Source organism: Mesorhizobium vachelliae (assembly GCF_033977325.1).
Taxonomy (GTDB): domain Bacteria; phylum Pseudomonadota; class Alphaproteobacteria; order Rhizobiales; family Rhizobiaceae; genus Mesorhizobium; species Mesorhizobium vachelliae.
On record NZ_JAVIIR010000003.1, the window covers coordinates 282,824 to 306,396 of the forward strand.

At 64.9% G+C, this 23,573-nt stretch carries 26 protein-coding genes; 20 read left to right on the forward strand and 6 right to left on the reverse strand.

Annotated features, from left to right (window positions below; translation table 11 throughout):
- Window positions 1-41: 41 nt before the first annotated feature.
- A complete protein-coding gene (locus RFM41_RS08260; protein WP_320247628.1) occupies window positions 42-1,700 on the forward strand; it encodes an acetolactate synthase large subunit in 1,659 nt (552 codons plus the stop codon).
- Window positions 1,701-2,274: 574 nt separating this feature from the next.
- Here RFM41_RS08260 and RFM41_RS08265 read toward each other — a convergent pair.
- The gene (locus RFM41_RS08265; RefSeq protein ID WP_320247626.1) at window positions 2,275-3,339 is read right to left on the reverse strand and encodes a TraB/GumN family protein; all 1,065 of its coding nucleotides are present in this window, start codon (window positions 3,337-3,339) and stop codon (window positions 2,275-2,277) included.
- 73 nt (window positions 3,340-3,412) lie between these two features.
- Window positions 3,413-4,351 carry a tyrosine recombinase XerC gene (locus RFM41_RS08270; protein ID WP_320247624.1) on the reverse strand — a complete coding sequence of 313 codons (939 nt, stop codon included), beginning with the start codon at window positions 4,349-4,351 and terminating at the stop codon, window positions 3,413-3,415.
- A 97-nt stretch (window positions 4,352-4,448) separates the two neighbouring features.
- Here RFM41_RS08270 and rimM point away from each other — a divergent pair, with 97 nt between their 5' ends.
- Both rimM and trmD read left to right on the forward strand, forming a co-directional pair.
- Window positions 4,449-5,048 (forward strand): ribosome maturation factor RimM, encoded by a 600-nt coding sequence (gene rimM / locus RFM41_RS08275; protein ID WP_320247622.1) that lies wholly within the window; start codon window positions 4,449-4,451, stop codon window positions 5,046-5,048.
- Window positions 5,045-5,749 carry a tRNA (guanosine(37)-N1)-methyltransferase TrmD gene (gene trmD / locus RFM41_RS08280; protein WP_320247620.1) on the forward strand — a complete coding sequence of 235 codons (705 nt, stop codon included), beginning with the start codon at window positions 5,045-5,047 and terminating at the stop codon, window positions 5,747-5,749. The genes rimM and trmD overlap by 4 nt, the downstream gene beginning before the upstream one ends.
- Here trmD and RFM41_RS08285 read toward each other — a convergent pair.
- The gene (locus RFM41_RS08285; protein ID WP_320247618.1) at window positions 5,731-6,483 is read right to left on the reverse strand and encodes a sulfite exporter TauE/SafE family protein; all 753 of its coding nucleotides are present in this window, start codon (window positions 6,481-6,483) and stop codon (window positions 5,731-5,733) included. The two genes, trmD and RFM41_RS08285, sit on opposite strands and share 19 nt — an antisense overlap.
- A 364-nt stretch (window positions 6,484-6,847) precedes the next feature.
- Between RFM41_RS08285 and rplS the strand changes: the two genes are divergently transcribed.
- From rplS to RFM41_RS08335, 10 genes are all read left to right on the forward strand, one after another.
- Entirely contained in the window at window positions 6,848-7,369 is a 522-nt protein-coding gene (gene rplS, locus RFM41_RS08290; protein WP_040987802.1) for a 50S ribosomal protein L19, read from the forward strand.
- 178 nt (window positions 7,370-7,547) lie between these two features.
- Complete coding sequence (locus tag RFM41_RS08295; RefSeq protein ID WP_320247614.1) at window positions 7,548-7,967, forward strand: organic hydroperoxide resistance protein; 420 nt, start codon at window positions 7,548-7,550, stop codon at window positions 7,965-7,967.
- Window positions 7,964-8,464 carry a MarR family winged helix-turn-helix transcriptional regulator gene (locus RFM41_RS08300; protein ID WP_320247612.1) on the forward strand — a complete coding sequence of 167 codons (501 nt, stop codon included), beginning with the start codon at window positions 7,964-7,966 and terminating at the stop codon, window positions 8,462-8,464. The genes RFM41_RS08295 and RFM41_RS08300 overlap by 4 nt, the downstream gene beginning before the upstream one ends.
- A gap of 172 nt (window positions 8,465-8,636) precedes the next feature.
- Complete coding sequence (locus RFM41_RS08305; RefSeq protein WP_320247610.1) at window positions 8,637-9,434, forward strand: transporter substrate-binding domain-containing protein; 798 nt, start codon at window positions 8,637-8,639, stop codon at window positions 9,432-9,434.
- A gap of 272 nt (window positions 9,435-9,706) precedes the next feature.
- A complete protein-coding gene (locus RFM41_RS08310) occupies window positions 9,707-10,519 on the forward strand; it encodes an amino acid ABC transporter permease (protein WP_320247608.1) in 813 nt (270 codons plus the stop codon).
- A 120-nt stretch (window positions 10,520-10,639) separates the two neighbouring features.
- Window positions 10,640-11,290: a class I SAM-dependent DNA methyltransferase gene (locus RFM41_RS08315; protein ID WP_320247606.1), complete on the forward strand. Its 651-nt coding sequence runs from the start codon at window positions 10,640-10,642 to the stop codon at window positions 11,288-11,290.
- A gap of 168 nt (window positions 11,291-11,458) precedes the next feature.
- Window positions 11,459-11,620: a hypothetical protein gene (locus RFM41_RS08320; protein WP_320248088.1), complete on the forward strand. Its 162-nt coding sequence runs from the start codon at window positions 11,459-11,461 to the stop codon at window positions 11,618-11,620.
- Window positions 11,621-11,686: 66 nt separating this feature from the next.
- On the forward strand, window positions 11,687-13,096 hold the full coding sequence (gene leuC, locus RFM41_RS08325; protein ID WP_320247604.1) for a 3-isopropylmalate dehydratase large subunit: 1,410 nt from the start codon (window positions 11,687-11,689) through the stop codon (window positions 13,094-13,096).
- A 143-nt stretch (window positions 13,097-13,239) separates the two neighbouring features.
- Window positions 13,240-14,436 (forward strand): GGDEF domain-containing protein, encoded by a 1,197-nt coding sequence (locus RFM41_RS08330; RefSeq protein ID WP_320247602.1) that lies wholly within the window; start codon window positions 13,240-13,242, stop codon window positions 14,434-14,436.
- A 266-nt stretch (window positions 14,437-14,702) separates the two neighbouring features.
- Complete coding sequence (locus RFM41_RS08335; RefSeq protein ID WP_320247600.1) at window positions 14,703-15,905, forward strand: GGDEF domain-containing protein; 1,203 nt, start codon at window positions 14,703-14,705, stop codon at window positions 15,903-15,905.
- Here RFM41_RS08335 and RFM41_RS08340 read toward each other — a convergent pair.
- The gene (locus RFM41_RS08340; protein ID WP_320247598.1) at window positions 15,889-16,245 is read right to left on the reverse strand and encodes a hypothetical protein; all 357 of its coding nucleotides are present in this window, start codon (window positions 16,243-16,245) and stop codon (window positions 15,889-15,891) included. The genes RFM41_RS08335 and RFM41_RS08340 overlap by 17 nt on opposite strands.
- A gap of 361 nt (window positions 16,246-16,606) precedes the next feature.
- Between RFM41_RS08340 and RFM41_RS08345 the strand changes: the two genes are divergently transcribed.
- From RFM41_RS08345 to RFM41_RS08375, 7 genes are all read left to right on the forward strand, one after another.
- A complete protein-coding gene (locus RFM41_RS08345) occupies window positions 16,607-17,083 on the forward strand; it encodes a hypothetical protein (protein WP_320247596.1) in 477 nt (158 codons plus the stop codon).
- A 447-nt stretch (window positions 17,084-17,530) separates the two neighbouring features.
- Complete coding sequence (sdhC, locus tag RFM41_RS08350) at window positions 17,531-17,953, forward strand: succinate dehydrogenase, cytochrome b556 subunit (protein WP_320247594.1); 423 nt, start codon at window positions 17,531-17,533, stop codon at window positions 17,951-17,953.
- Complete coding sequence (sdhD, locus tag RFM41_RS08355; RefSeq protein ID WP_320247592.1) at window positions 17,953-18,348, forward strand: succinate dehydrogenase, hydrophobic membrane anchor protein; 396 nt, start codon at window positions 17,953-17,955, stop codon at window positions 18,346-18,348. Before sdhC ends, sdhD begins: the two co-directional genes overlap by 1 nt.
- Before the next feature lie 4 nt (window positions 18,349-18,352).
- Window positions 18,353-20,188, forward strand: a complete 1,836-nt coding sequence (sdhA, locus tag RFM41_RS08360) for a succinate dehydrogenase flavoprotein subunit (RefSeq protein ID WP_320247590.1) — start codon at window positions 18,353-18,355, stop codon at window positions 20,186-20,188.
- Between the two features lie 2 nt (window positions 20,189-20,190).
- Window positions 20,191-20,625, forward strand: a complete 435-nt coding sequence (locus tag RFM41_RS08365) for a DUF3052 family protein (RefSeq protein WP_320247588.1) — start codon at window positions 20,191-20,193, stop codon at window positions 20,623-20,625.
- Window positions 20,625-21,404 (forward strand): succinate dehydrogenase iron-sulfur subunit, encoded by a 780-nt coding sequence (locus tag RFM41_RS08370; RefSeq protein WP_320247586.1) that lies wholly within the window; start codon window positions 20,625-20,627, stop codon window positions 21,402-21,404. The genes RFM41_RS08365 and RFM41_RS08370 overlap by 1 nt, the downstream gene beginning before the upstream one ends.
- A 237-nt stretch (window positions 21,405-21,641) precedes the next feature.
- Complete coding sequence (locus RFM41_RS08375) at window positions 21,642-22,277, forward strand: YceH family protein (protein WP_320247584.1); 636 nt, start codon at window positions 21,642-21,644, stop codon at window positions 22,275-22,277.
- A 9-nt stretch (window positions 22,278-22,286) separates the two neighbouring features.
- Here the strand turns inward: RFM41_RS08375 and RFM41_RS08380 are convergent, their stop codons facing one another.
- Window positions 22,287-22,760, reverse strand: coding sequence for a hypothetical protein (locus RFM41_RS08380; protein WP_320247582.1), 474 nt, complete (start codon window positions 22,758-22,760; stop codon window positions 22,287-22,289).
- A gap of 65 nt (window positions 22,761-22,825) precedes the next feature.
- Window positions 22,826-23,239 carry a hypothetical protein gene (locus RFM41_RS08385; RefSeq protein WP_320247580.1) on the reverse strand — a complete coding sequence of 138 codons (414 nt, stop codon included), beginning with the start codon at window positions 23,237-23,239 and terminating at the stop codon, window positions 22,826-22,828.
- Window positions 23,240-23,573 lie beyond the last annotated feature (334 nt).

Consider the following 23,573-nt stretch of genomic DNA (forward strand, 5'->3'; position numbering starts at 1 on the left):
CGGTATGGCTCGTCTCGCACGGTTCGCTTAGGAGATACCTCGTGTCCAAAGGCTCCGATCTGCTTGTTGCCGCCCTCGAGAATGAAGGCGTGGACCGTATCTTCGGCATACCGGGCGAGGAGAACCTCGACGTCGTCGAATCCATCCGCAAATCCTCGATAGAGCTTATCCTCACCCGCCATGAGCAAGCGGCCGCGTTCATGGCCGCCACCCACGGCCGGCTCACCGGCAGGCCCGGCGTCTGCATCACCACACTTGGTCCCGGCGCCTTGAACCTGACGACAGGCGCGGCCTATGCGCTGCTCGGGGCCATGCCCATGGTCATGATTACCGGGCAGAAGGGGGTCAGGTCGTCCAGGCAGGCCCGTTTCCAGATCGTCGACGTCGTGGCGGCGATGAAACCCCTGACCAAACTTTCGCGCCAGATCGTTTCGCCCAGGATGATTCCGGGCGTGGTGCGCGAGGCTTTCCGCGTGGCCGGCGAGGAGCGTCCGGGACCCGTGCATCTGGAGCTGCCCGAGGACATCGCTGCGGAAGAATGCGATGCGGTGGCGCCGATTCCGCCGCACCCGGTCGAGCTGCCGCTGGCGAGCCCGCTTGCGCTCGACCGCGCCGCGCAGATGATCATCGAAGCGCAGCGGCCGCTGGCGATGATGGGCGCCGCCGCCTCGCGGCCGCGATCGACCTCGGACCTCGCCCAGTTCGTTCTGCGGACCGGCATTCCCTATTTCACCACCCAGATGGGCAAGGGCACGGTACCGGGTGGAACCGAGCTCTATATGGGCACGGCCGCGTTGTCCGAGCGCGACTATGTGCATGAAGCGATCGAGCGGGCGGATCTCATCATCACAATCGGCCATGACACGGTCGAGAAGCCACCCTTCATCATGGGCGCCGACGGGCCGAAGGTCATTCATGTCGGCTACCAGCCGGCCACTGTCGAACAGGTCTATTTCCCGCAAACCGAGGTGATCGGCGATATCGGCGCGTCGCTCAGGCTGTTGGCCGACCGCCTGGAAGGCAACATTCCCAACGCACAGGCACTGCTGCCGCTGCGCGAGGGGATATTGAGCCGCATCGCGGCGCGCGACTCCGAGGACCGCTTCACCCCGCAGCGCCTGGTGCACGACGTGCGCGCTGTGATGCCGGCCGACGGCATCCTGGCGCTCGACAACGGCATGTACAAGATCTGGTTCGCGCGCAACTACCGCACGCGCGTCGCCAACACGCTGCTGCTCGACAATGCGCTGGCCACGATGGGCGCTGGCCTGCCGTCGGCGATGATGGCAGCGATGCTTTTTCCGGAACGCCGCGTCATGGCGGTTTGCGGCGATGGCGGCTTCATGATGAACAGCCAGGAGCTGGAAACTGCCGTCAGGCTGAAGCTCAACCTCGTGGTCCTGGTCATTGAGGACCATGCCTTCGGCATGATCCGCTGGAAGCAGGCGGTCGACGATTTTCCCGATTTCGGTATGACCTTCGGGAATCCCGATTTTGTCCGCTATGCCGAAGCCTACGGCGCCAAAGGCACCAGGGTAGGCGCGATCGCCGAGTTGAGACCTGCCCTCGAGCAGGCCTTTGCCGAGGGTGGCGTCAATCTCGTCGTCGTTCCGATCGACTATTCGGAGAATGAGCGGGTCCTGGTCGAAGAGCTGCGCCATCGGCTGCCCTGGCCGGTCAGTCCCGTGCCGAATGGCTAGAGCGTTTCACCGTTTCACGGAAACGGCGAACCGCTCTATCTCCTTGTTTTTCTGTAGCTGGGGACAGCGTCCCAAACAAAACGGCCCGCCTTTCGGCGGGCCGTTTGTCTTCAAACTGTAGCCCGATCACTGCGCCGGGGCAGGTGCCGGAGCTGGCGCAGGGGCCGGCGCGGGTGCTGGGGCCGGAGCTGGCGCGGGAGCCGGGGCAGGCGCCGGAGCGGGAGCGGGAGCTGGAGCAGGCGTTGCAGGCGCAGGGGCCGGCGTGCTGGCAGCCGGCGGCTCGGCTGGGGCATGCTCGGCACCTTTTCTGCCAAAGACATAATACGCAACAATGGCCAGGATAATGACAACAAGGGCGATCAGCCACCCGCTGCCGCCACCACCGCCACTCGAGGTGGGCGGCGTGCTCGAAGGGGTGAAGGGGTCGTTAGGGTTCGCCATGAAACGTGTCCTCCTTGGATGAAAGTCATCAAAATAACAGCCATCAACGCGCTGATCCCACTTTGGGTTTCACGCGGACGGACGGAAAGCGCTGAAAAACCGGCGTTTTCAGGTCCGCCAGCCGCCAGACGACTCAGTTGACGGCGGTAACAGTATACCCTGCCTTGCGAAAATCCTCGACCAGTCCTTCCGGACCGGGCAGATGCATGGCGCCGACGGCCATGAAGACGTTGCCTTTGGCCAAAATCGGCCCGGCATGCGCCGCCATCACCTTGTTGCGGCTGGTGATCATGGTCTGCTCGAAGGCGGCATAGCCAGCCTTGTCGTCCGCCGTATCCGGCAGCACGGCACGGAACAGCGGCCAGAACATGCCGACCTCGCCGCGCTGGTAGAGCACGATCATCGTCTCGTTGACGTCGTTCACCTTGTCGCCGAGCTTCATCGTCTCGACCAGGCTCTTCATGTGGAATTCGAGCGGCAGCGAGGCCATGGCGCGCAGCTGATCGACGGCGGTCTCGAGCCCTTCGACGTCCTTCCCCGAGGCCTTGGCCTCCGAAGCCAGCTTGACGTCCAGCACGGGCTCGCCGGCGCTCTGGCGCGCCACCTCGCAGGCCGGCAACGCCATCATCGCCGACAGGATCCACGGCTTCATCTTGGCGACCGTCGCCGGCGGGATGCCGCGCGCGTCGAGCCCCTTGTTCAGCGCCGCCGCATCCTCGGGCGACAAGAGCGACGACAGCGTGGTGTTGTCGGTGAACATCATCAGGCCGGGTTCGCTGGCCATGGCGGCCATCATCTTGGCCTTGTCCATCGCATCGGTGGTCTCGATGACGATGGTGCCGGCGCCGTCATAGGCCTTTTGCGCGGCAGCCGGCAGCGTGGTGACGCGCGTATCGGTCATATGCATGGTGCCGAACAGATAGGACGGCTTTTCGCCCGGCTTCTCCAGCTTCCACAGCAGGCTGTTGCCGTTGGGAACGGCCGCCGCTTCGGTCTCGACCTTCTTGAAGGCGGCGGGATCGTTCTTCTCCAGCGCCGTCAAAAGATCTGTGCCGACGCAATTGGGAGCTCCCGCATGGGCCCGGCCGGCAAGCAGCAGAACGACGAGGAAAGACAGGAAAAACAGCAGGTTGAGCGCTACGAGCAGCTTCAACGAGACAAGGGCCGCGCGGTCGGCGATGGCGATGACGCGTTTCATGAGGAAGCGTCTTAGCGCCGAAAAGCGGCAAAACGGTTAATCGGACCCTCGAAATTTTCGCGGTGACGCCTGTTCACGCCCTTGGATGCGCCTTCTCATAGATGTCGAGCAGCCTTGCCGTGTCGACGCCGGTATAGATCTGCGTGGTCGACAGGCTGGCGTGGCCGAGCAGTTCCTGGATGGTGCGCAGGTCGCCGCCGCGGCCAAGAAGGTGGGTGGCGAAGGAATGCCGCAGCGCATGCGGTGTCGCGGTGTCGGGCAGGTTCAGCGCCGAGCGGAGCTTCGCCATCTCGCGCTGGACGATGGCCGGGTTGAGCGGACCGCCACGCGCGCCGCGAAAGAGCAGGCCCTCGGGACCGATATGGAAGGGGCACAGCCGGCGGTATTCGGCGACCGCCCTGCGGGCCACCGGCAGCACCGGCACCAGCCGCGTCTTGCCGCCCTTGCCGGTGACGCGCAGCACGGTGTCGGCTTCCGTTGCGAGGTCGGCGCCGGTCAGGCCGAGCGCCTCGGAGATGCGCAGGCCGGAGCCATAGAGCAGCGTCAGCACGGCGGCATTGCGGGCGGCGATCCATGGCTCTTCCGCGAGTTGGCCTTCCACGGCCACGACCTGTTTCGCGTCGTTTGCCGTCAGCGGCTTGGGCAGCGATTTCGGCTGGCGTGGCGCGCGCAGTGCCGCCGCGCCCGCCGCGTTGACCATCCCGCGTTTTTCGAGAAAGCGCAGCAGCGAGCGAATGCCGGCAAGGCCGCGCCCCAGCGTGCGGGCGCCGGCGCCTTCATTGCGGCGCTTGGCGAGGAAACCGCGCAGATCGGCGGGCCGCAAATCGGCGATGTCCGAGATGCCGGGCGAGCCGCCGCAATGGCTGGTCAGGAAATGCAGGAACTGGCGCGTGTCGCGCTCATAGGCCTCGACGGTCTCCGGCGAGAGCCGGCGCTCGTGCGCCAGCGCCTTCAGCCAGGTCTCGCGCGCCGCCTGGAGGTCGGGTTTTGCCGGGATGAGAAATTCCTGCATGACGGCAGTTTCGGGCATGCGGGTTAGGAAGCGGTGAAGAGGCCGTCATTGAAATGGCCGCCGCGCAGGGTTAGAGCAGAGCAAAGGAAGCGCGCCGATGTCGAAGCTCGAAAACCCCGTTCAGATGGCTGTGATCGGTGCCGCGCACGGCATCAAGGGCGAATTGCGGGTGAAGACCTTCACCGGCGATCCGCTGGCGCTGGCCGATTACGGCCCACTTTTTGCGAAGGATGGCCGCGCCTTCCAGATCCTGGACATCAGGCCGGCGGGCACCGTCGTGGTGGTGCGCTTCAAGGGCGTCGGTGACCGCAATGCCGCCGAGGCTTTGGCCGGCACGGAGCTTTTCGTCGACCGCTCGGTGCTGCCCGATGACGGCGAGGAAGACGAATTCTATCACGCCGACCTCATCGGTCTGGACGTCAGGGACGATACCGGCATCATCGGCAAGGTCGTCGCCGTGCATAATTTCGGTGGCGGCGACATACTCGACGTCACCCTTGCCGGCCGCAAGGGCGTGCTGATCCCGTTCACGCAGGCCGCGGTGCCGCATGTCTCGATCGCCGACGGCTTTGTCGAGATCAACCCGCTCGCGGCCGGTCTTGTCGAGGATGAGGACGATGGCGCGGCGCCTGCCGGTTCCGGCTTCGATCCGAAGGGCAGGCCGCGCGGACCGAAGGACGCCGGGGGCAACCGTTGAGCTTTGCCGCTTCGGTGCTGACGCTCTATCCGGAGATGTTTCCGGGCGCGCTTGGCCTGTCGCTTGCCGGCCGCGCGCTGGAGGCCGGGACATGGTCGCTGGAGGCGATTCAGATCCGCGATTTCGCCGCCGACAGGCATCGCACCGTCGACGACACGCCGGCCGGCGGCGGCGCCGGCATGGTGATGCGCGCCGATGTGCTGGCCAAGGCCATCGACCACGCCTCGCCGCCGGGCGACAAGCGTCCAAGGCTGCTGATGAGCCCGCGCGGCAAACCGCTGACGCAGGCCCGCGTGCGGGAGCTCGCCGCCGGTTCCGGCGCGGTCATCCTGTGCGGCCGCTTCGAAGGCGTCGACCAGCGGGTGATCGAGGCGCGGGGGCTCGAGGAGGTCTCGATCGGCGATTTCATCCTGTCGGGCGGCGAGCCGGCCGCGCTCGTGCTGCTCGATGCCGTGGTGCGGCTGCTGCCGGGTGTCATGGGCAATGCGGTCTCGGGCGAGGAAGAGAGTTTCGAGAACGGCCTGCTCGAGCATCCGCATTATACGCGGCCGCAGGAGTTCGAGGGCCGGCCGATCCCGGAGGTGCTGATTTCCGGCAATCACAAGAAGATTGCCGAATGGCGGCACGCCGAGGCCGAGAAGCTCACACGGGAACGGCGGCCTGACTTGCTCGGCGGCACACCTCAGCCCTTGGTGAAGTAGTAAAAAGCCAGAAGCAGGCCGACGGCGACGACGAAGCCGCGCACGACGCCTTGCGGCACGCGCTTGGCGATCCAGACGCCGGCATAGCCGCCAAGCGCCACGCCCGGGATCATGACGATCGCCTGCGGCCAGGCGACAACGCCTCCGGAAACGAAAACCAGGATGGCGACGACCGCGATCACGATGGACAGCATGTTCTTCAACGCGTTCAGGCGGTGATAGTCGCCGGCTTGCGTCAGGCCGAGGGTGGCCAGCATCATCACGCCCATGCCGGCGCCGAAGAAGCCGCCATAGATCGAGGTCAGGAACTGGGCCAGTGAACCCGTCAGGGATCCGACCGAGGCCTGGTGCTCCGGTCCTGCCACTGGCTTCAGCCACGGCCCGGCGGCGAACAGGGCGGTGGCGGCGATGAGCAGCCACGGCACCAGCGCCCGGAAGGACGGGTTGGAGAGGGCGAGCAGGATGAGCGCGCCGGCCAGCGCGCCGAGCGCGGAAATCAGGCAAAGCAGCAGGGCGCCGCGCCAGAAATGCCGGATATCGGTCCAATAAGCGAGCGTCGAGGTGATATAGCCCGGCAGCTGCGTCGCCGAGGAGGTCGCATTGGCAACGATCGGCGGCAGGCCGACCAGCGTCATGGCGCCGAAGGTGAGGAAAGTGCCGCCGCCGGCGACCGCATTGGCGGCGCCTGAGGCAAAACCCGCGAAGAAGAGCAGGACGGCATCGAAGAACGTCATTTGGCGGGCCTGGAAGATGGACTTTCCCGGCTTAGAAAGCTTGCAAGGCTTGTGCAACCCGGCACGGCGACGACGCGATGGTGCCATGGGCGCAAAAATATGCCTCAAAGCCTTTTTTGATGCATGTCGTCGTCCCAGAACCGCGCACACTTCCGGGCGACATGCATTAGGGCGTGACAAAGCGCCGAAATAGCTGTATGTCGCCGCCCGAACCGGAAGAACGATCTTCTGGACCCGTCAACAAGTGCGGTGTAGCCGTCCCTGCCCGATGTTTCGACAAAGGGCATAGCCGAGCGGTCAATGGAACTGCAAGGCGAGCCGAGGACGCTCTGACTGTCGGAAGAACAAGAAGTGGATATTTGAGATGGATCTCATCCGTCAGCTCGAGGCCGAGCAGGCCGCCAAGATCGAAGCCAAGCGCAAGCTGCCCGAATTCCAGCCGGGCGACACCGTGCGCGTCCAGGTGCGCGTCACCGAAGGCAGCCGCACCCGTGTCCAGGCCTATGAGGGCGTCGTCATCGCCCGCGCCGGCTCCGGCTTCCAGGAGAATTTCACCGTCCGCAAGATTTCCTACGGCGAAGGCGTCGAGCGCGTTTTCCCGGTCTACTCGCCAATGGTCGAGGGCGTCGAGATCGTGCGCCGCGGCAAGGTGCGCCGCGCCAAGCTCTATTACCTGCGTGACCGTCGCGGCAAGTCGGCCCGCATTTCGGAAAACACCGGCGTGCGCGCCCGCAAGCTGAACGATGAAGAGCGCGATGCGCTGAACGCCGAGCGCGCCCGCATCGAGGCCGAGAAGGTCGCCGCCGCCCAAGCGCTCGCCGCCGAGACGGCCGCCAAGGAAGCCGCGGAGAAGAAGGCCGCCGCAGAGGCCGCTTCCGCCGAATAAGGCGCTTCCGCAGATTGTTTTGGGAAAGGCGGCTTCGGCCGCCTTTTTTCGTTTTGGCCGCCGCCTTCATCTCACCAAGCCGTGATCGCTCGCCGTAAGAAAACCGCTTCGGGATCGTTGACAGCCAATTATCTTGTACACTAAATAATCGTGTACAAACCAAATGGAGATCAAAAAAATGTCTGCACTCTACACCGCCCAGGCTCACGTCACCGGTGGCCGCAACGGTCACGGCGAGACCAGCGACGGCCTGCTCAAGGTCGACCTGGCGATGCCGAAGGAACTCGGCGGCAGGGGCGGCGCCACCAACCCCGAGCAGCTTTTCGCCGTCGGCTATGCGGCCTGCTTCGAGAGCGCGGTGCGTTTTGTCGCCGGCCAGCAGAAGCTGCCGCTTAAGGACGCTTCGATCACCTCCACGGTGAGCCTCTATCCGAACGACCAGGGTGGCTTCCGCCTCGGCGTTTCGCTTGCGGTGGAAATCAAAGGCCTTGATCAGGCGGGCGCCGAGGCGCTTGTATCGGAAGCGCACAAGATTTGCCCCTATTCCAACGCCATCCGGGGCAATATCGATGTGGCGCTCTCGGCAAAGGCTGCATGACGACGAAAACCGAAACCATGACCAGGCAGGCCCCGGCGCAGGACGCCGGGGCGATCGAGGTGCCGCGCCTCGACCAACAGCTCTGCTTCGCGCTCTATTCGGCAAGCGGGCTGATGACGAAGCTTTACCGGCCGCTGCTCGATCCGCTCGGGCTGACCTATCCGCAATATCTGGCGATGCTGGCGCTCTGGCAGCATTCGCCGAGCACGATCGGCGAGCTTGGCACAGCACTGGGTCTCGATTCGGCGACGCTGACGCCGCTGATCAAGCGGATGGAAGCGGGCGGCCTCGTGACGCGCCGGCGCGATGCCGCCGACGAACGCCGGGTGCTGGTCGAGCCGACAGCCAAGGGCGAGGCGCTGCGTGCCAAGATGAAGGACGTGCAGGAAGGGCTCAGCTGCGGCATGCCGCTGGAGCGGACCGAGCTCAAGGCCCTGCATGGCACGCTGACCCGCCTGGTCGCCGGATTGCGCGAGTCTACAGCCGACCAGGATTGATCGCGGCAACGATCATCCCTCGAAACTTCCCCCGAAGAGCACAGGATTGCGTATTGGCCGGCCCGAGGCGGCGCGGACCGGCTTGCAAGGCGCATGCGGCAAGCTAAAGTCGGCGCCGGATTTTCCTGGCCGCGCCCAAAAATCGTGCGCCGATCACCTTCGGAGATTTGTCATGACCAAGTCGAAACTGCTGCTGGCCGCCATGGTGGCCTGCCTTCTCGCGCCTGTCGCGGCGCTCGCCGACAATTTGCCCGATCTCGGCGGCAAGAAGGTCGTGGTGGTGACGGAAAACGCCTATCCGCCGCTGCAGTTCATCGACAAGAAGACCGGCAAGCAGATCGGCTGGGAATATGACGCGATGGACGAGATCGCCAAGCGGCTGAACTTCAAGGTCGAGTATCAGAACACCTCCTGGGACGCGATGATCCAGGCGGTCTCCGACAACCAGTACAACATTGGCATGACCGGCATCACCATCAAGGACGACCGCAAGGAGAAGGTCGACTTCTCCGATCCCTATATGCGTTCGGAGCAGTTCATGCTGGTGCGCGGCGACGAAAGCCGCTTCACCGACGCCAAGAGCTTCGGCGCCTTCAAGGACGGGCTGATCGGCGCCCAGCCCGGCACCACGCCCTTCTACACCGCCGTCTACAGCGTGCTCGACGGCAACGAGCAGAACCCGCGCATCAAACTGTTCGAGACCTTTGGCGCGACGGTGCAGGCGCTGAAAACGGGCGATGTCGACGTCGTGCTCACCGACGGCACCGCCGGCCAGGGCTATGTCGATGCTTCCGCAGGCAAGCTGAAGCTGATCGGCGGTCCGCTCGGCACCGAGGACTTTGGCTTCATCTTCCCGAAGGGCTCGGACCTGGTGAAGCCGGTCAACGCCGCCATCGCCTCGCTGAAGGCCGACGGGACTTTCGACAAGCTCAACAAGAAGTGGTTCCTTGATTACAAGATGGGGCAGTAGGGCCCTATTTTGGTGCGTGCGATGCGCAACGGTTACGGGCGGAGGGCCGCGAAAGCTTCATTCCTTCGCGCCCCCCTCTGTCCTGCCGGACATCTCCCCTACGAGGGGGGAGATTGGCAGCTTCGGCGCTTCGCCCATCCTCGCAGCGACGGTGATTGGCGAGGGCCGGCGCGATGTTCGATCTCCCTCCTTGTGGGGGAGATGCCTGGCAAGGCAGAGGGGGGCGCAAAGGAACGCTGCCTCCGTAACTATCTTGCCGGCGCCGCCGCCTGATGCCCGCCACTCCCTCCATCCCCAAACCCGAATTCCCCTGGTGGCTGGCCGCTGCCCTCGTGCTGGCGTTGGCCGCCGCCCTCGCCATTGCGTCCAGCGACCTCTATGCGGAAGTCTTCGCCACCGTCGCCAAGGGCATCGGCATCACCATCTTCGTCACCGCGGTCGCCTTCGCCTTGGCCTCCGCGCTCGGGCTCGGCATCGCGCTGATGGCGCTGTCGGGATCGCAATGGCTGCGGCAGATCGCGCGCTTCTATGTCGAGATCATCCGCGGCGTGCCGATCCTGGTGCTGTTGTTCTGGATCGCCTTTGCCGGCGCGCCGGCCGTCGTCGCCGCCTGGAATGCGCTGACCGCGCCGCTGCAGAGCGCCGGCCTGATGGGCGAGTTGCTGGTGCGCGACGTCTCGCTCTTGTGGCGCGCCATCATGGCGCTGACCATCGGCTACTCGGCCTTCATCTCGGAAGTGTTCCGCGCCGGCATCCAGTCGGTGGAGAGGGGCCAGATCGAGGCCGCCAAGGCGCTCGGGCTCACCCGAGGACAGCGCTTCCGGCTGATCGTGTTCCCGCAGGCGATCCGCATGATCCTGCCGCCGCTCGGCAACGATTTCGTCGCCATGGTCAAGGATTCCTCGCTGGTCTCCGTTCTAGGCGTCGCCGACATCACCCAGATCGGCAAGGTCTATGCCGCAGGCTCCTTCCGCTTCTTCGAGACCTATTCGATCGTCGCCTATATCTATCTCATCCTGACCGTCGGCCTGTCGCTGGCGCTGCGGGCGCTGGAACAGCGGCTGCGCCGGCAGCATCAGGAATAGCCGGCGGCAAAAGTCCGCGACCTTCTTTGTTTTTGACGCAACTCCGGACGGAAAACCGGTTCCCACTTTTCCTGGAATTGCTCTACCTTGGTCATGTGCATCCGGGGGAGGAGACGCGCCATGAATTTCGATAAGGCCAATGCGGCGCTGGATTCCGTCTATTCGGCCGACTCGCCGGAAGGGCTCGCCAAGGCCTATGCCGAATGGGCCGCGACCTATGACAGCGAGACCGCCTCGCTCGGCTATCTCCTGCCTTTCCTGATCACGGCCTGGGTGGCGCGGCACGTGCCGGCGGGCGAAGGTCCGCTGCTCGATGCCGGCTGCGGCACGGGCCTGTCGGGGCCGTCCCTGAAGGCTCTGGGCTATGGCGACATCGCCGGGCTCGATCTTTCCGACGACATGCTGAAGATCGCCGGCAGCCGCCAGGCCGACAACAAGCCGGCCTATAGCGAGCTGAAGAAGGCGATGCTCGGCGGTCCCTTGCCGTGGCCCGACCGGCATTTCCGCGCCTTCTTCTCGACCGGCGTCTTCACCATCGGCCACGCGCCGGCGTCGGGGCTGCACGAGCTGGTGCGCATCACCAAGGCCGGCGGCCACGCCATCTTCACCGTGCGCGACCAGGTTTTCGAGAGCGGCGGTTTTCAAGCGGTGTTCGACGAACTGACGCAGGCAGGGCGATGGTGCCTGGTCGAGCAGAGCCCATGGTTCCGCTGCTACGCGATCGGCGATCCGGAGGCGCTGGTGAAGACGTTCGTGTTCGAGGTGGTTTGAGCGCGACTCCCCTTCCCCCCTTGTGGGGGAAGGTGGCCGCGGAGCGGCCGGATGAGGGGTGCTCCAGGGAACGCTAACGTCTCACTCCGCTGGAACACCCTCATAGGTCTCGGCGCTACCGCGCCGATCCACCTTCTCCCGCAAGGGGAGAAGGAAGAGTCGCGCTAATTGCCGAAAAGCCAAAACATTGCTATCTACGCCGCCATGGAAAAGCTTTTCAGCGATCCGGCCTACAAGGGTTTCGTGCTGCAGGACAGAAAGCGCCTGCCGTCGCGATTTGCCGCGCGGGTTTGTGGCGCGCTCACCAGCCGACTTAGCCAGGCCGACTGATCGAAGTCGCTTGCCGGCTAAGGCCGCGCCAGCTTTTCCCATTCTCATATCGACGGATTTACGCACATGAGCGCACCGCGCACCCTCTACGACAAGATCTTCGACGATCACACGGTCGATCGCCAGGAAGACGGCACCTGCCTGCTCTATATCGACCGCCACCTGGTGCATGAGGTCACCAGCCCGCAGGCCTTCGAGGGCCTGCGCATGTCAAACCGCAAGGTCCGGCATCCGGAAAAGACGCTGGCCGTGGTCGACCACAACGTGCCGACCTCGCCCGAGCGCAAGTTCGGCATCAAGAACGAGGAAAGCCGCATCCAGGTCGAGGCGCTGGCCAGGAACGCCAAGGATTTCGGCATCGAGTATTATTCCGAGAACGACGTCCGCCAGGGCATCGTCCACATCATCGGGCCGGAGCAGGGCTTCACGCTGCCGGGCATGACCATCGTGTGCGGCGACAGCCACACTTCCACGCATGGCGCCTTCGGCGCGCTGGCGCATGGCATCGGCACGTCCGAGGTCGAGCATGTGCTGGCGACGCAGACGCTGATCCAGCGCAAGGCCAAGAACATGCTGGTGCGCGTCGACGGCCAGTTGCCGGAAGGCGTCACCGCCAAGGACGTCATCCTCGCCATCATCGGCGAGATCGGCACCGCCGGCGGCACCGGCTATGTCATCGAATATGCCGGCGAAGCGATCCGCTCGCTGTCGATGGAAGGCCGCATGACGATCTGCAACATGTCGATCGAAGGCGGCGCCCGGGCGGGCCTGATCGCGCCGGACGAGACGACCTTCGCCTATGTCAAGGACAAGCCGCGGGCGCCGAAGGGCGCAGCCTGGGATGCAGCGCTCGCCTATTGGAAGACGCTGCATTCCGACGAGGGCGCGCATTTCGACAAGGTCGTCGTGCTCGACGCGCAAAAGCTGCCGCCGATCGTCTCCTGGGGGTCCTCGCCCGAGGACGTCGTCTCGGTGCAGGGCATCGTGCCCAATCCCGAAGAGATCGCGGATGAGAACAAGCGTACGTCGAAGATCCGCGCGCTCGACTATATGGGGCTGACGCCCGGAACCAGGATCACCGACATCGCGCTTGACCGCGTCTTCATCGGCTCTTGCACCAATGGCCGCATCGAGGACCTGCGCGCCGCCGCCAAGGTGGTCGAGGGCAAGAAGGTCAATCCGCGCGTCAACGCCATGATCGTGCCCGGCTCCGGCCTGGTCAAGGAACAGGCGGAGGCCGAAGGCCTGGACAAGATCTTCGTCGCCGCCGGCTTCGACTGGCGCGAACCGGGCTGCTCGATGTGCCTTGCCATGAATGACGACCGGCTGAAGCCGCATGAACGCTGCGCCTCGACCTCGAACCGCAATTTCGAGGGCCGGCAGGGTTTTAAAGGCCGCACCCACCTGGTGTCGCCGGCCATGGCGGCGGCGGCCGCGATCGCCGGTCATTTCGTCGACATCCGCGACTGGAAGTAACCGCTCGGCTGCAGCGCTCGACAAAGGCCCGGACACGACGTCCGGGCCTTTTGTTTTGCGATTTGTTCGCCGGCGCTTAACCGCTTGTTTGGGCTTAAGTCCTAGTATCTCCCCTTGGGTAAGTTGGGGAAAGTCGCAGTCCTTTGGACACCGGTCTGCTCATAGCGCTGCTCAATCCGACGATAGCGCTGGCGCTCGGCGCCGCGTTCCTCGTGCTGTGGTCCTATCAGCGCCATCGTCCTTACCTGGCCGCGCTTGGCGCGAGCTACTGCCTGTCGGCGCCGGGTTTCCTGCTGCAATATTTCACGCTTCCGATCGGCGTGGCGCTGACCAAGCTCGTTTCCAACATCTGCTTCACGATCGCGGCCTGCTGCCTCTCCAGCGCGATCATCGCGCGCTACGGGCGGCGCGTGCCCTATGTCGGCATCGGCATCGTGACCGGCGGCGGGCTCGCCGCCTTCATCTGGTTCATGTTCGTCCAGCCGGACCTCACCTGGCGTGTGCTCGTCATGAATTTCGGCTTCGGCGCGCTCAGCCTGCTGGTCGCCGCGGAGCTGAGAACGGTGCGCCATAACGGTCCGGTCGAAAAGATCCTGTTCGCGCTGTCGCTGCTATCGGGGCTGAACTTCATCGTCCGCACGCTGATCGTCGTCATCGCGCATGGGCCGTTCCCCGGCTATGACGGCTTCTACGGCTCGTCCTACTGGACGACGGCGCTGCTTTCACACGCGCTTTTGTCGTTGCTGATCGCGCTTAGCCTGTTCACGGCCGCGGCGCTCGATGTGATGAGGGCGCTGAAGGCCGAGACCCATACCGACCCGCTCTCCGGCATCCTCAACCGCCGCGGCTTCGAGGAGCGGGCGACCCTCTTGCTCGATCAATGCAGCAAGGCTGGATTTCCCGTCGCCCTGGTGCTGGCCGATCTCGATCACTTCAAGGCGCTGAACGACCAGCATGGGCATGAGGCCGGCGACCGGGTGATCGCCGACTTCGCCGCCAAACTGCGCTCTGCTACCGGCGCGCGCGGGGCGGCCGGCCGCATCGGCGGCGAGGAGTTCGCCGTGCTTCTGCCGCTCAGCGACCTCGCCTCGGCAAGGCTCTTCGCCGAAGCGATCCGCGCCTTCTATTCGGCCGGCGCGGTCGACGGCCTGCCGCCCGGCATCAGGGTCACCGCCAGCTTCGGCGTCGCCGCCCGCTCCGGCAGGGAAGGGCTGATGCCATTGATGCGGCGTGCCGACGAGGCGCTCTACAAGGCCAAGAAGAACGGCCGCGACAGCGTGCGGCTTTCTTATGAGAGGCCAGAAACGACTTTCATGGCCGAACCGCTCGCCGTCGGCTGAGGCAAGTCCACAATCCCGAATCCCGGATGGAAGACTACGGCAGGTCGCCGGGCCTAAAGCGCGTCGCGATCTTTCAGATTCGCTCCCTGCGCTTTAGGTTTTTGATTTTACGCATGTCTTAATCCCGAAACCGGTTCCCACTTTCGGGAGACATGCTTTAGCCGCCGCGTGCTTTTCGCGGGGTTGCTTCAAGCAACTCATGCGCGCATTAACGTGTTCTTCGCCCGTCGATGGTTTTCTGTCCGGAACGTCCGACGAAGGAAGACATGGGCAGCGCCGACTTCATATTGATGATCAACCTGCTCGTCGCCGGGCTGCTGGCGGCGGCATTCCTGGCGATTGCCGTCCATGATACCGGGCGGGTGTCGGCGCGCTGGCTTGCCTTCAGCTACCTGCTCGGCATGGCCTATTTCGCCATCGAATTCAGCATTCCTGCTTTTACGGACGCAAGGTTGCCGGTCGTTGCCGCCTTTGCCGTGTTCCTCGGCGCAACCGTCGCCTTCAATGGCGGGCTTGCCCACAAATATGGCGTGAGGCCGCCCTGGGTGCCGATGCTGTGCTTCCTCGTCGTCGCCTCGGTCGCCGTCTACCTGGTGCAGGACCTTCCGCGCCATTCGCTGACGCGCATGATGGCCTACCAACTCCCTTACTCCATCATGCAGTTCGCCGCGCTCGGCATCGTGCTGTCCTCCCGGCAAAGGCTCGCGCGGCTCGACCATATGCTTGCGCTGGTGCTCGGCGCCAGCGCCGTGCAGTTCGCCTCCAAGCCGTTCATCGCCGGCGCGCTGGGCGGCTGGGGCGCCAACCCGCAGGCCTATGTGCAGACGGCTTACGCGCTGGTTTCGCAATCGCTCGGCACTGTGTTCGGGCTGGCGCTGGCGCTGCTTGCGCTTGCCGTCCTGGTGCGCGACGCGCTCAAGGAGGCGACCTCGAAATCGGAAACCGACGCTTTGTCGCGGCTGTTCAACCGCCGCGGTTTCGAACGCCATGCGGACCTTGCGATGCGGGGTGCCGTTCGGCGCGGCGTGCCGGTGGCGCTGGTGATCGCCGATCTCGATTATTTCAAGCGCATCAACGACAGCTACGGCCATGCCTGCGGCGACCGCGTGATCGAGAGCTTCGCCGGCTTCCTGCGCGAAGCCGCCGCCGAACATCATGTCGCCGGCCGCATCGGCGGCGAGGAATTCGCCATCATTCTGCCGGGCACCAATCTTGCCGCGGCGCGATTGTTCGCAGAGGGCGCACGCAACGCCTTTGGCGCCTTGCCGATCGATGGCCTGCCGGCCGAGCACCGCTGCAGCGCGAGCTTCGGCGTGGCCGAGCTGGTCGCCGACGAGAGTTTTGCGGACCTTTTGCGACGCGCCGACGCCGCGCTCTACGAAGCCAAGAATGCCGGCCGCGACTGCGTGCGCGTGTCAGGCGCGCTGCGGCGGCGCCAGATGCCGACTGTCTTCAACGGCAAGGGCTGAGATTGGGCATCTCGCCGTCGGAAAGCCCGTACATATAGGAGCGGCCCTTGACCAGCACAGGCGGCTGGTAGCAGCCGGGCGCGCCGGCCTCGTCCGCATCGTCATAGACGACATCCGGCTGGCCGGCGCTAGAGTATTCGGAAAGGTTTTTCGCGAGCTTGCCCTGGCCGACGATGATGCGCTTGTAGCCGGCGGCGCTGTCGATGACGAGATTGCCGAAGGAATCGGCATAGACGCGGTCATGGTGGCGCAAGCCGGCTTCGGCCGGCGCGACGGTCGCTGTCACCAGCCCCGCCAGCGCCGCGGCGGCAACGCTTGCCCGCACTGAATTCGAACGCATGTCGCTCTCCCTTGATGGCGCGACGCCTCGCGCCTGGATTCCGGTTCGAATCGGAAATTAACTCTTTCTTAACCTTTGTTAAGAGGCGGGAGGCTTTCGGCGCCGGTTCTTAAGGAACATGGTTAATTTTCGGGCGTCGGGTTTCCGGGCGTCGTCGTCGTCTGGAGCCGGGCTGACTCGGCGTCAACTTGATCTTGGGGCGCGGCGTAGCTACAGCGGTCCACCGTTTCACGGAAAGGCAACCGCCTATCTCTTTGTTTCGACGCAATTCCGGACGGAAGGCCACGGTGCAACCGCCGAACCCAACCGTTCTCTTTTTTCCGGGAATTGCTGTAGGGTGCCGCGCACGAAAGGGCAGCGCATGAGCTTTGGCCACACGGTTCGGGTGTCGATCACCATCCCGCTGCTTCTCGCGGCCACGGCCTGCGTGCCGCAGGACGGCGCGCCCAAGGTGGCGAATGCCGCGCCGCCCGCCGCCTCGCCTGCTCCGGCCCCGCAGTCCGCCGCCCCCGTGGCGCCGCCGGCAGCCGCAGCGGCCCCGGCACCTGCAGCGGCCAAGACGCCCGCGACCAAGATCGTCACCGACCTTACCGTGCCGCGATCCGGCATCGGCACGGCCACCTATAGATGCGGCAATGGCGGCACGATCACCATCCAGAATCTCGGTCCGTCGCTGCGCGTGGTCCGCCCGGACGGCACGGCCGAGGAATTCGCGGCCTCGCCCGCTAACCAGAGCAGCCGCTACCAGGAAGCGGCGACGCATGACGCAATCGTGATCGACGGACGCGAGGCGCTGGTGATGAAGAGGGGATCTACCCCGCAGACTTGCAGAAGGTAGCGGGTGCGCTGCCATTCAGGTGAGGCCGGCCTGCAAACGGCAGCCTCCTGCGCTTCCGGTGCTCACGTACTTCAAGTACGTTCCGCTCCGGCCTTCGCCGGCCGAAGCCTCATAAGTGTCTCCGCCTATGAAGGCTACGGCCGGCGTAAGCCGGTTCTCGGAAGCCGTCGTTTTCGACTCGGCCTGACCTGAATCCCAGCACACCCGGCGCTTGCCTGCATGGACGTGCATGCCGCACTGCAGCGAACGCTGCGCCGGCTTCGAAACAGCCGCTAATCGATTGAAGCGCGCGGCCATCAATTTGTCAGATTAAATGATGTTTCCAAAACGATTTTCCGGCTTTGACGCGGTGCAAAAAGAGCATTAGAAACCGGCTGTCCGAAGTCATAAATGAAAGCGGCAAAAGCCGCGTCCATAGCGGCTCCGGTATGCCGAACTGGGGGAGCCATGAGCAAATCACCAGCCACCCGCGCAGTTGCCAGACGTGAACGACCGCTTTCGCCGCATCTGACAGTCTACCGGCCGCCGATCACGATGACGATGTCGATCATCCATCGCATCACCGGCGGCGCGCTTTATTTCGGAACGCTGCTGGTGGCGGCGTGGCTGATCGCCGCCGCGAGCTCGCAGGCCGCGTTCGACTGGGTCAACTGGGCCTTCGGCTCCTGGCTCGGCCGGCTGGTCCTGTTCGGCTACACCTGGGCGCTGATGCACCACATGCTGGGCGGGCTTCGCCACCTTATCTGGGACACCGGCGCGGGACTGGAAAAACACATCGCGTCGAGGATCGCCTGGGCGACGCTCGCCGGCTCGATCGTGCTCACGCTTCTGATCTGGATCGCGGGCTATGCGGCGCGGGGGGCTTTCTGATGAGCGCGAACAACACCGACATGCGCACGCCGCTCGGCAAGGTGCGCGGCCTGGGCTCGGCCCGCGAGGGCACGCAGCATTTCTGGCGCCAGCGGCTGACGGCGATCGCCAACATCCCGCTGCTGTTGTTCTTCGTCGGCTTCCTGATCGCGGTCAACGGCCACGGCTATACGCAAGTGCGGGCGTCGCTCGCCAATCCCTTCGTGGCGCTGGTGCTGGCGCTGGTGCTCATCTCCGGCCTCTACCATATGCGGCTCGGCATGCAGGTCATCATCGAGGACTATGTGCATGGCGAAGGCATGAAGCTGGCGCTGATCGCCCTCAACACCTTCTTCGCAGTCGCAGTCGGCGTCGCTTCGCTGTTTGCCCTGCTCAAACTCGCATTCGGAGGCTGACGTCTTGGCCAACGCAAATACAGCCGGCACGGCTTCCGCCTACACTTTTGTCGATCACAAATTCGACGTCGTGATCGTCGGCGCCGGCGGCGCCGGCCTGCGCGCCACGCTCGGCATGGCCGAGCAGGGGCTGCGCACCGCCTGCATCACCAAGGTGTTCCCGACCCGCTCGCACACGGTCGCCGCGCAGGGCGGCATCGCCGCCTCGCTCGCCAATATGGGCCCCGACAACTGGCAGTGGCATCTGTTCGACACCGTCAAGGGCTCGGACTGGCTGGGCGACATCGACGCACAGGAATATATGGTCCGCGAGGCGCCCGCCGCCGTCTACGAGCTCGAGCATTACGGCGTGCCGTTCTCGCGCACGGAAGAGGGCAAGATCTACCAGCGGCCCTTCGGCGGCATGATGATGAATTTCGGCGAAGGCCCGCCGGTGCAGCGCACCTGCGCGGCCGCCGACCGCACCGGCCATGCCATGCTGCACACGCTCTACGGCCAGTCGCTGAGGAACAACGCGCAGTTCTTCATCGAATATTTCGCGCTCGACCTGATCACGGAGCCGGACGGCACCTGCACCGGGGTGGTGGCCTGGAATCTCGATGACGGCACCATCCACCGTTTCTCGGCTAAGATGGTGGTGCTGGCGACCGGCGGCTACGGCCGCGCCTATTTCTCCGCCACCTCGGCGCATACCTGCACCGGCGACGGCGGCGGCATGGCAGCTAGAGCCGGACTTGCGCTGCAGGACATGGAGTTCGTGCAGTTCCACCCAACCGGCATCTACGGCGCCGGCTGCCTGATCACCGAAGGCGCGCGCGGCGAGGGCGGCTATCTCGTCAATTCAGAGGGCGAGCGTTTCATGGAGCGCTATGCGCCGTCGGCCAAGGACCTTGCCTCGCGCGACGTGGTCTCGCGCTGCATGACGATGGAGATCCGCGAAGGCCGCGGCGTCGGGCCGAAGAAGGATCACATCTTCCTGCATCTCGACCATCTCGACCCGGCCGTCCTGCACGAAAGGCTGCCGGGTATTTCGGAATCGGCGAAGATTTTCGCCAGCGTCGACCTCACCAAGGAGCCGATCCCGGTGCTGCCGACGGTGCACTACAATATGGGCGGCGTGCCGACCAATTATTGGGGCGAAGTGCTCAACCCGACGCCTGAGAACCCGGATCGCGTATTGCCCGGGCTGATGGCGGTGGGAGAGGCCGGCTGCGCGTCCGTGCACGGTGCCAACCGACTGGGCTCCAACTCGCTGATCGACCTCGTCGTCTTTGGCCGCGCCGCGGCGTTGCGCGCCGGCCAGGTCATCGATCGCAAGTCGGCGATCCCGTCGCCCAACGCGGCCTCGGTCGAGAAGATCATGGACCGCTTCGACCGCCTGCGCCACGCCAACGGCTCGACGCCGACGGCCGATGTGCGCGAAAAGATGCAGAAAGCGATGCAGGAGGATGCGGCGGTGTTCCGCACCCAGGAATCGCTGGACAATGGCTGCAAGCGCGTTTCCGAGGTCTGGGGCGAGCTCAAGGATCTCAAGGTGTTCGACCGCTCGATGATCTGGAACTCCGATCTCGTCGAGACGCTGGAGCTGGAAAACCTGATGGCCAACGCCATCACCACGGTCCATGGCGCCGCCGCCCGCAAGGAGAGCCGCGGCGCGCATGCGCGGGAAGATTTCTCGGCGCGCGACGACGCCAACTGGCGCAAGCACACGCTGGCCCGCGTCAGCGAGGACGGCAAGGTGACGCTCACCTACCGCCCGGTGCACACCGAAACGCTGCTGGCGGAAAAGGACGGCGGTATCAACCCGGCCAAGATCGCGCCGAAGGCGAGGGTTTACTGACCATGGCATTGGCGGCCGCGGGATATTCCGGCACGCCCCTTCCGGCCAAGCTCGGCCTGAAGGACGGCATGGTCGCCGCCTTCATCGCGCTGCCGCCGGAGCTCGATGATCTGGCCGGCGCGGTGTCCTTCGCCAAGGTCGAGCGGCTCGCCGAATGGTCGGCAATCTCGGGCAGCCGCAAATACGATGCCGTGCACGCCTTCACCCGGCAGCGCGCCGAGATCGAGGACGGCCTGGCCGGCATCGAGACCGCGATCAAGCGCGATGGCATGGTCTGGGTCTCCTGGCCGAAAAAGGCGTCGAAAGTGCCGACCGACGTCACCGAGGACGTCATCCGGTCGGAGGCGCTGAAGCGCGACCTGGTCGACGTCAAGGTCGCCGCCGTCAACGAAATCTGGTCCGGGCTGAAGCTCGTCATCCGAAAGGACCGCAGGTAATGGTCGAACTCACCCTTCCCAAGAATTCCAAGGTCCAGCAGGGCAAGACCTGGCCGAAGCCGGAAGGCGCGACCAATCTGCGCGAATACCGCATCTACCGCTGGTCGCCGGACGACGATGCGAACCCGCGCATGGACACCTATTTCGTCGACATGGACGATTGCGGGCCGATGGTTCTCGACGCGCTTTTGTGGATCAAGAACAAGATCGATCCGACGCTGACGCTGCGCCGCTCCTGCCGCGAAGGCATCTGCGGTTCCTGCGCCATGAACATCGACGGTTCCAACACGCTGGCCTGCACCAAGGGCGCCGACGACATTTCCGGCGCGGTGAAGATCTATCCGCTGCCGCATATGCCGGTGATCAAGGACCTGGTGCCGGACCTCACCAATTTCTATGCCCAGCACGCCTCGATCGAACCTTGGCTGAAGACGGTCTCGCCGACGCCGGCCAAGGAATGGCTGCAGAGCCATGAGGACCGCGAGAAGCTCGACGGGCTTTATGAATGCATCCTGTGCGCCTGCTGCTCGACGTCCTGCCCAAGCTACTGGTGGAACGGCGACCGCTATCTTGGCCCGGCCACCCTGCTGCAGGCCTATCGCTGGCTGATCGACAGCCGAGACGAGGCGACGGGCGAGCGGCTCGACAATCTCGAAGACCCGTTCCGGCTCTATCGCTGCCACACCATCATGAACTGCGCGCAGACCTGCCCGAAGGGGTTGAACCCCGCCAAGGCGATTGCGGAAATCAAGAAGATGATGGTGGAGCGGCGCGTTTAAGTCTTCGGCTGTTCGCTCCCGATAACTTCGAACGCAGCGCTCCGTCACACCCCCCTCTGGCCTGCCGGACATCTCCCCCGCAAGGGGGGAGATTGGCTGTCATCACGGGTTTCGCTAATCTCCGATATTGCAAGACACGCGGCGTCGACGAAGCTGCTGATCTCCCCTTGCGGGGGAGATGGCCGGCAGGCCAGAGGGGGGTGCTGTCCCTCCAGCCTCAGAAAGGATAGCAACCCCATGACCGATCTCCCCATCCTCTCTCCCGTCGAAGCGCGCGTGCTGGGCTCGCTGATCGAGAAGAAGGAACTGACGCCGGACGTCTATCCCCTGACGCTCAACGGCGCACACCAGGCCGCCAACCAGAAGACGGCGCGCGAGCCGGTGATGGCGCTGGAGCTGACCGAGGTCCGGCGGGCGCTGAGCTCGCTCGAGCAGAAGGGGCTGGTGCGCCAGGCCTTCGCCTCGCGGGTCGAGCGCTACGAGCACCAGATGGCGCAGCGTTTTTCGCTGACCACGCCGCAGATCGCGGTGATCGGGCTCCTGCTGCTGCGCGGCGCGCAGACCGCGCATGAATTGCTGGCGCGGTCGGAGCGCATGGCGCGCTTTGCCTCGATCGAGGAGCTGCGCGACAATCTCGATCTTATGATCGGCCGCCGCCCGCCGCTGATCCAGCTGCTCGAACGCGCGCCCGGGCAGCGCGAGGAGCGCTATGTGCATCTCTTGAGCGGGCCGGTAGAAGCGACCGCGGTCGCGGCGCCCTGGCAGCCGCCGGCGTCATCGTCGGATTCCGATCTCGAAGCGCGGGTCAAGGCGCTGGAGGAAGAGGTCGCGGCGTTGCGCGCGAAGATCGAGGCCTTGGGCGGCGGACAATAATCCGCGACATCACTTCTTGTTGTAGGTGCCGCTGGCCTCGCCCGTAGGATCGACCAGTTGCAACGCCCCGTCGTCCAGCTGCCAGCTGAACGAGACCGGCTTCAGGTCTTCGGCAGCAAGTTTCCAGTTTCCGGTGAGATCCGGCCGGCAGCCGTTGAACGATTTATAGGTTCCCGATTTCGGCGTGAACACCAATGTGGAACCGTCCGTTCTTGCGGTGCCGGTCGTGAGCCTCAGCGACTGAACCTGACCGCAGCCTGCGACCAGCGAGGATTGAAACAGGCTGTATTCGGCACGTCCGCCGGCGCGGAAGGTGAAGGTGATGCTGCCGCCGCTGCCTGGCGCGCAATCGCCGAGCGGATCGCAATATTGGCCGGTTGCGGCCGCAAAGCTCCAGCGGCCGACAAGTGCCGTCGGCATCGAGCCACGGTGCGAGCGGGTCGTCGGCCCGGTTCCCTGGCCGGAGCCGTCGGCGATTGCCAAGGCCAGCGATCCCGAGAGCGCGACCAGGCCAACAAGCCCCGCCCGCCCCAAACGCGAAAAGCCGGTCAACATCCTTTGCTCGCCACAAGCTGCTTCAGATAGGTCAGCCGGGTGGAAATGACCTGGTTGGCGATGGCCATCTTGCCCGCAGGCGCCATGCCGCCATACTTCTTTGCCGCCGGGCGCGCGCCTTGAGCCGCCGCATAGTTCGCCGTCAATTGCCGCAATTCCGCGCAGGACATGGCGGCATATTTCGCCTGTTCCTGCGGGGTGATCACGCCAGCCTGCGACACGGCCGCGGAATCGGCCGCCGCCATGGTGCCAAGGCCGATCGCCGCCGAAAGCGGGTTCAACCCGCCGCCACCAGCCATGGCGCTGACCGCGCCCATCGCAAGGCCAGCTCCCTGAGGACTTGTGCAGCCGGCAAGCACGAAAAGACCGACAAGCGACGATAGCGGCAAGGCAGCTCTCGGGGTCATGGCCGGCGCTCCCCGATGCGAGGCGGCAGTTTCAGGTCGCGATGGTCGGCTGCGCCTTTGCCAAAGGCAAGAGACAGAAGATAGACGCGAGGATTGAAGCCGGCCGACGACAATTGGGACAGCGTCTTGAACAGTTGCAGGTGATACATCGAACCCCCTTCGATTGTTTCCGGATGCGCCGCCAGCTTTGCCGAAGCGCGCCGCAAACTAAGCGAGGCCGGCGAGGGGCAGCTTGGACGAGGCGGCCCTTAAAGCGGCCAAAACGGCCCTGTATTGACGTTTCGGGAGCCTCGGCGCATATCAGCGCGCCACTGGAGCGGTTAGCCCACAGCGG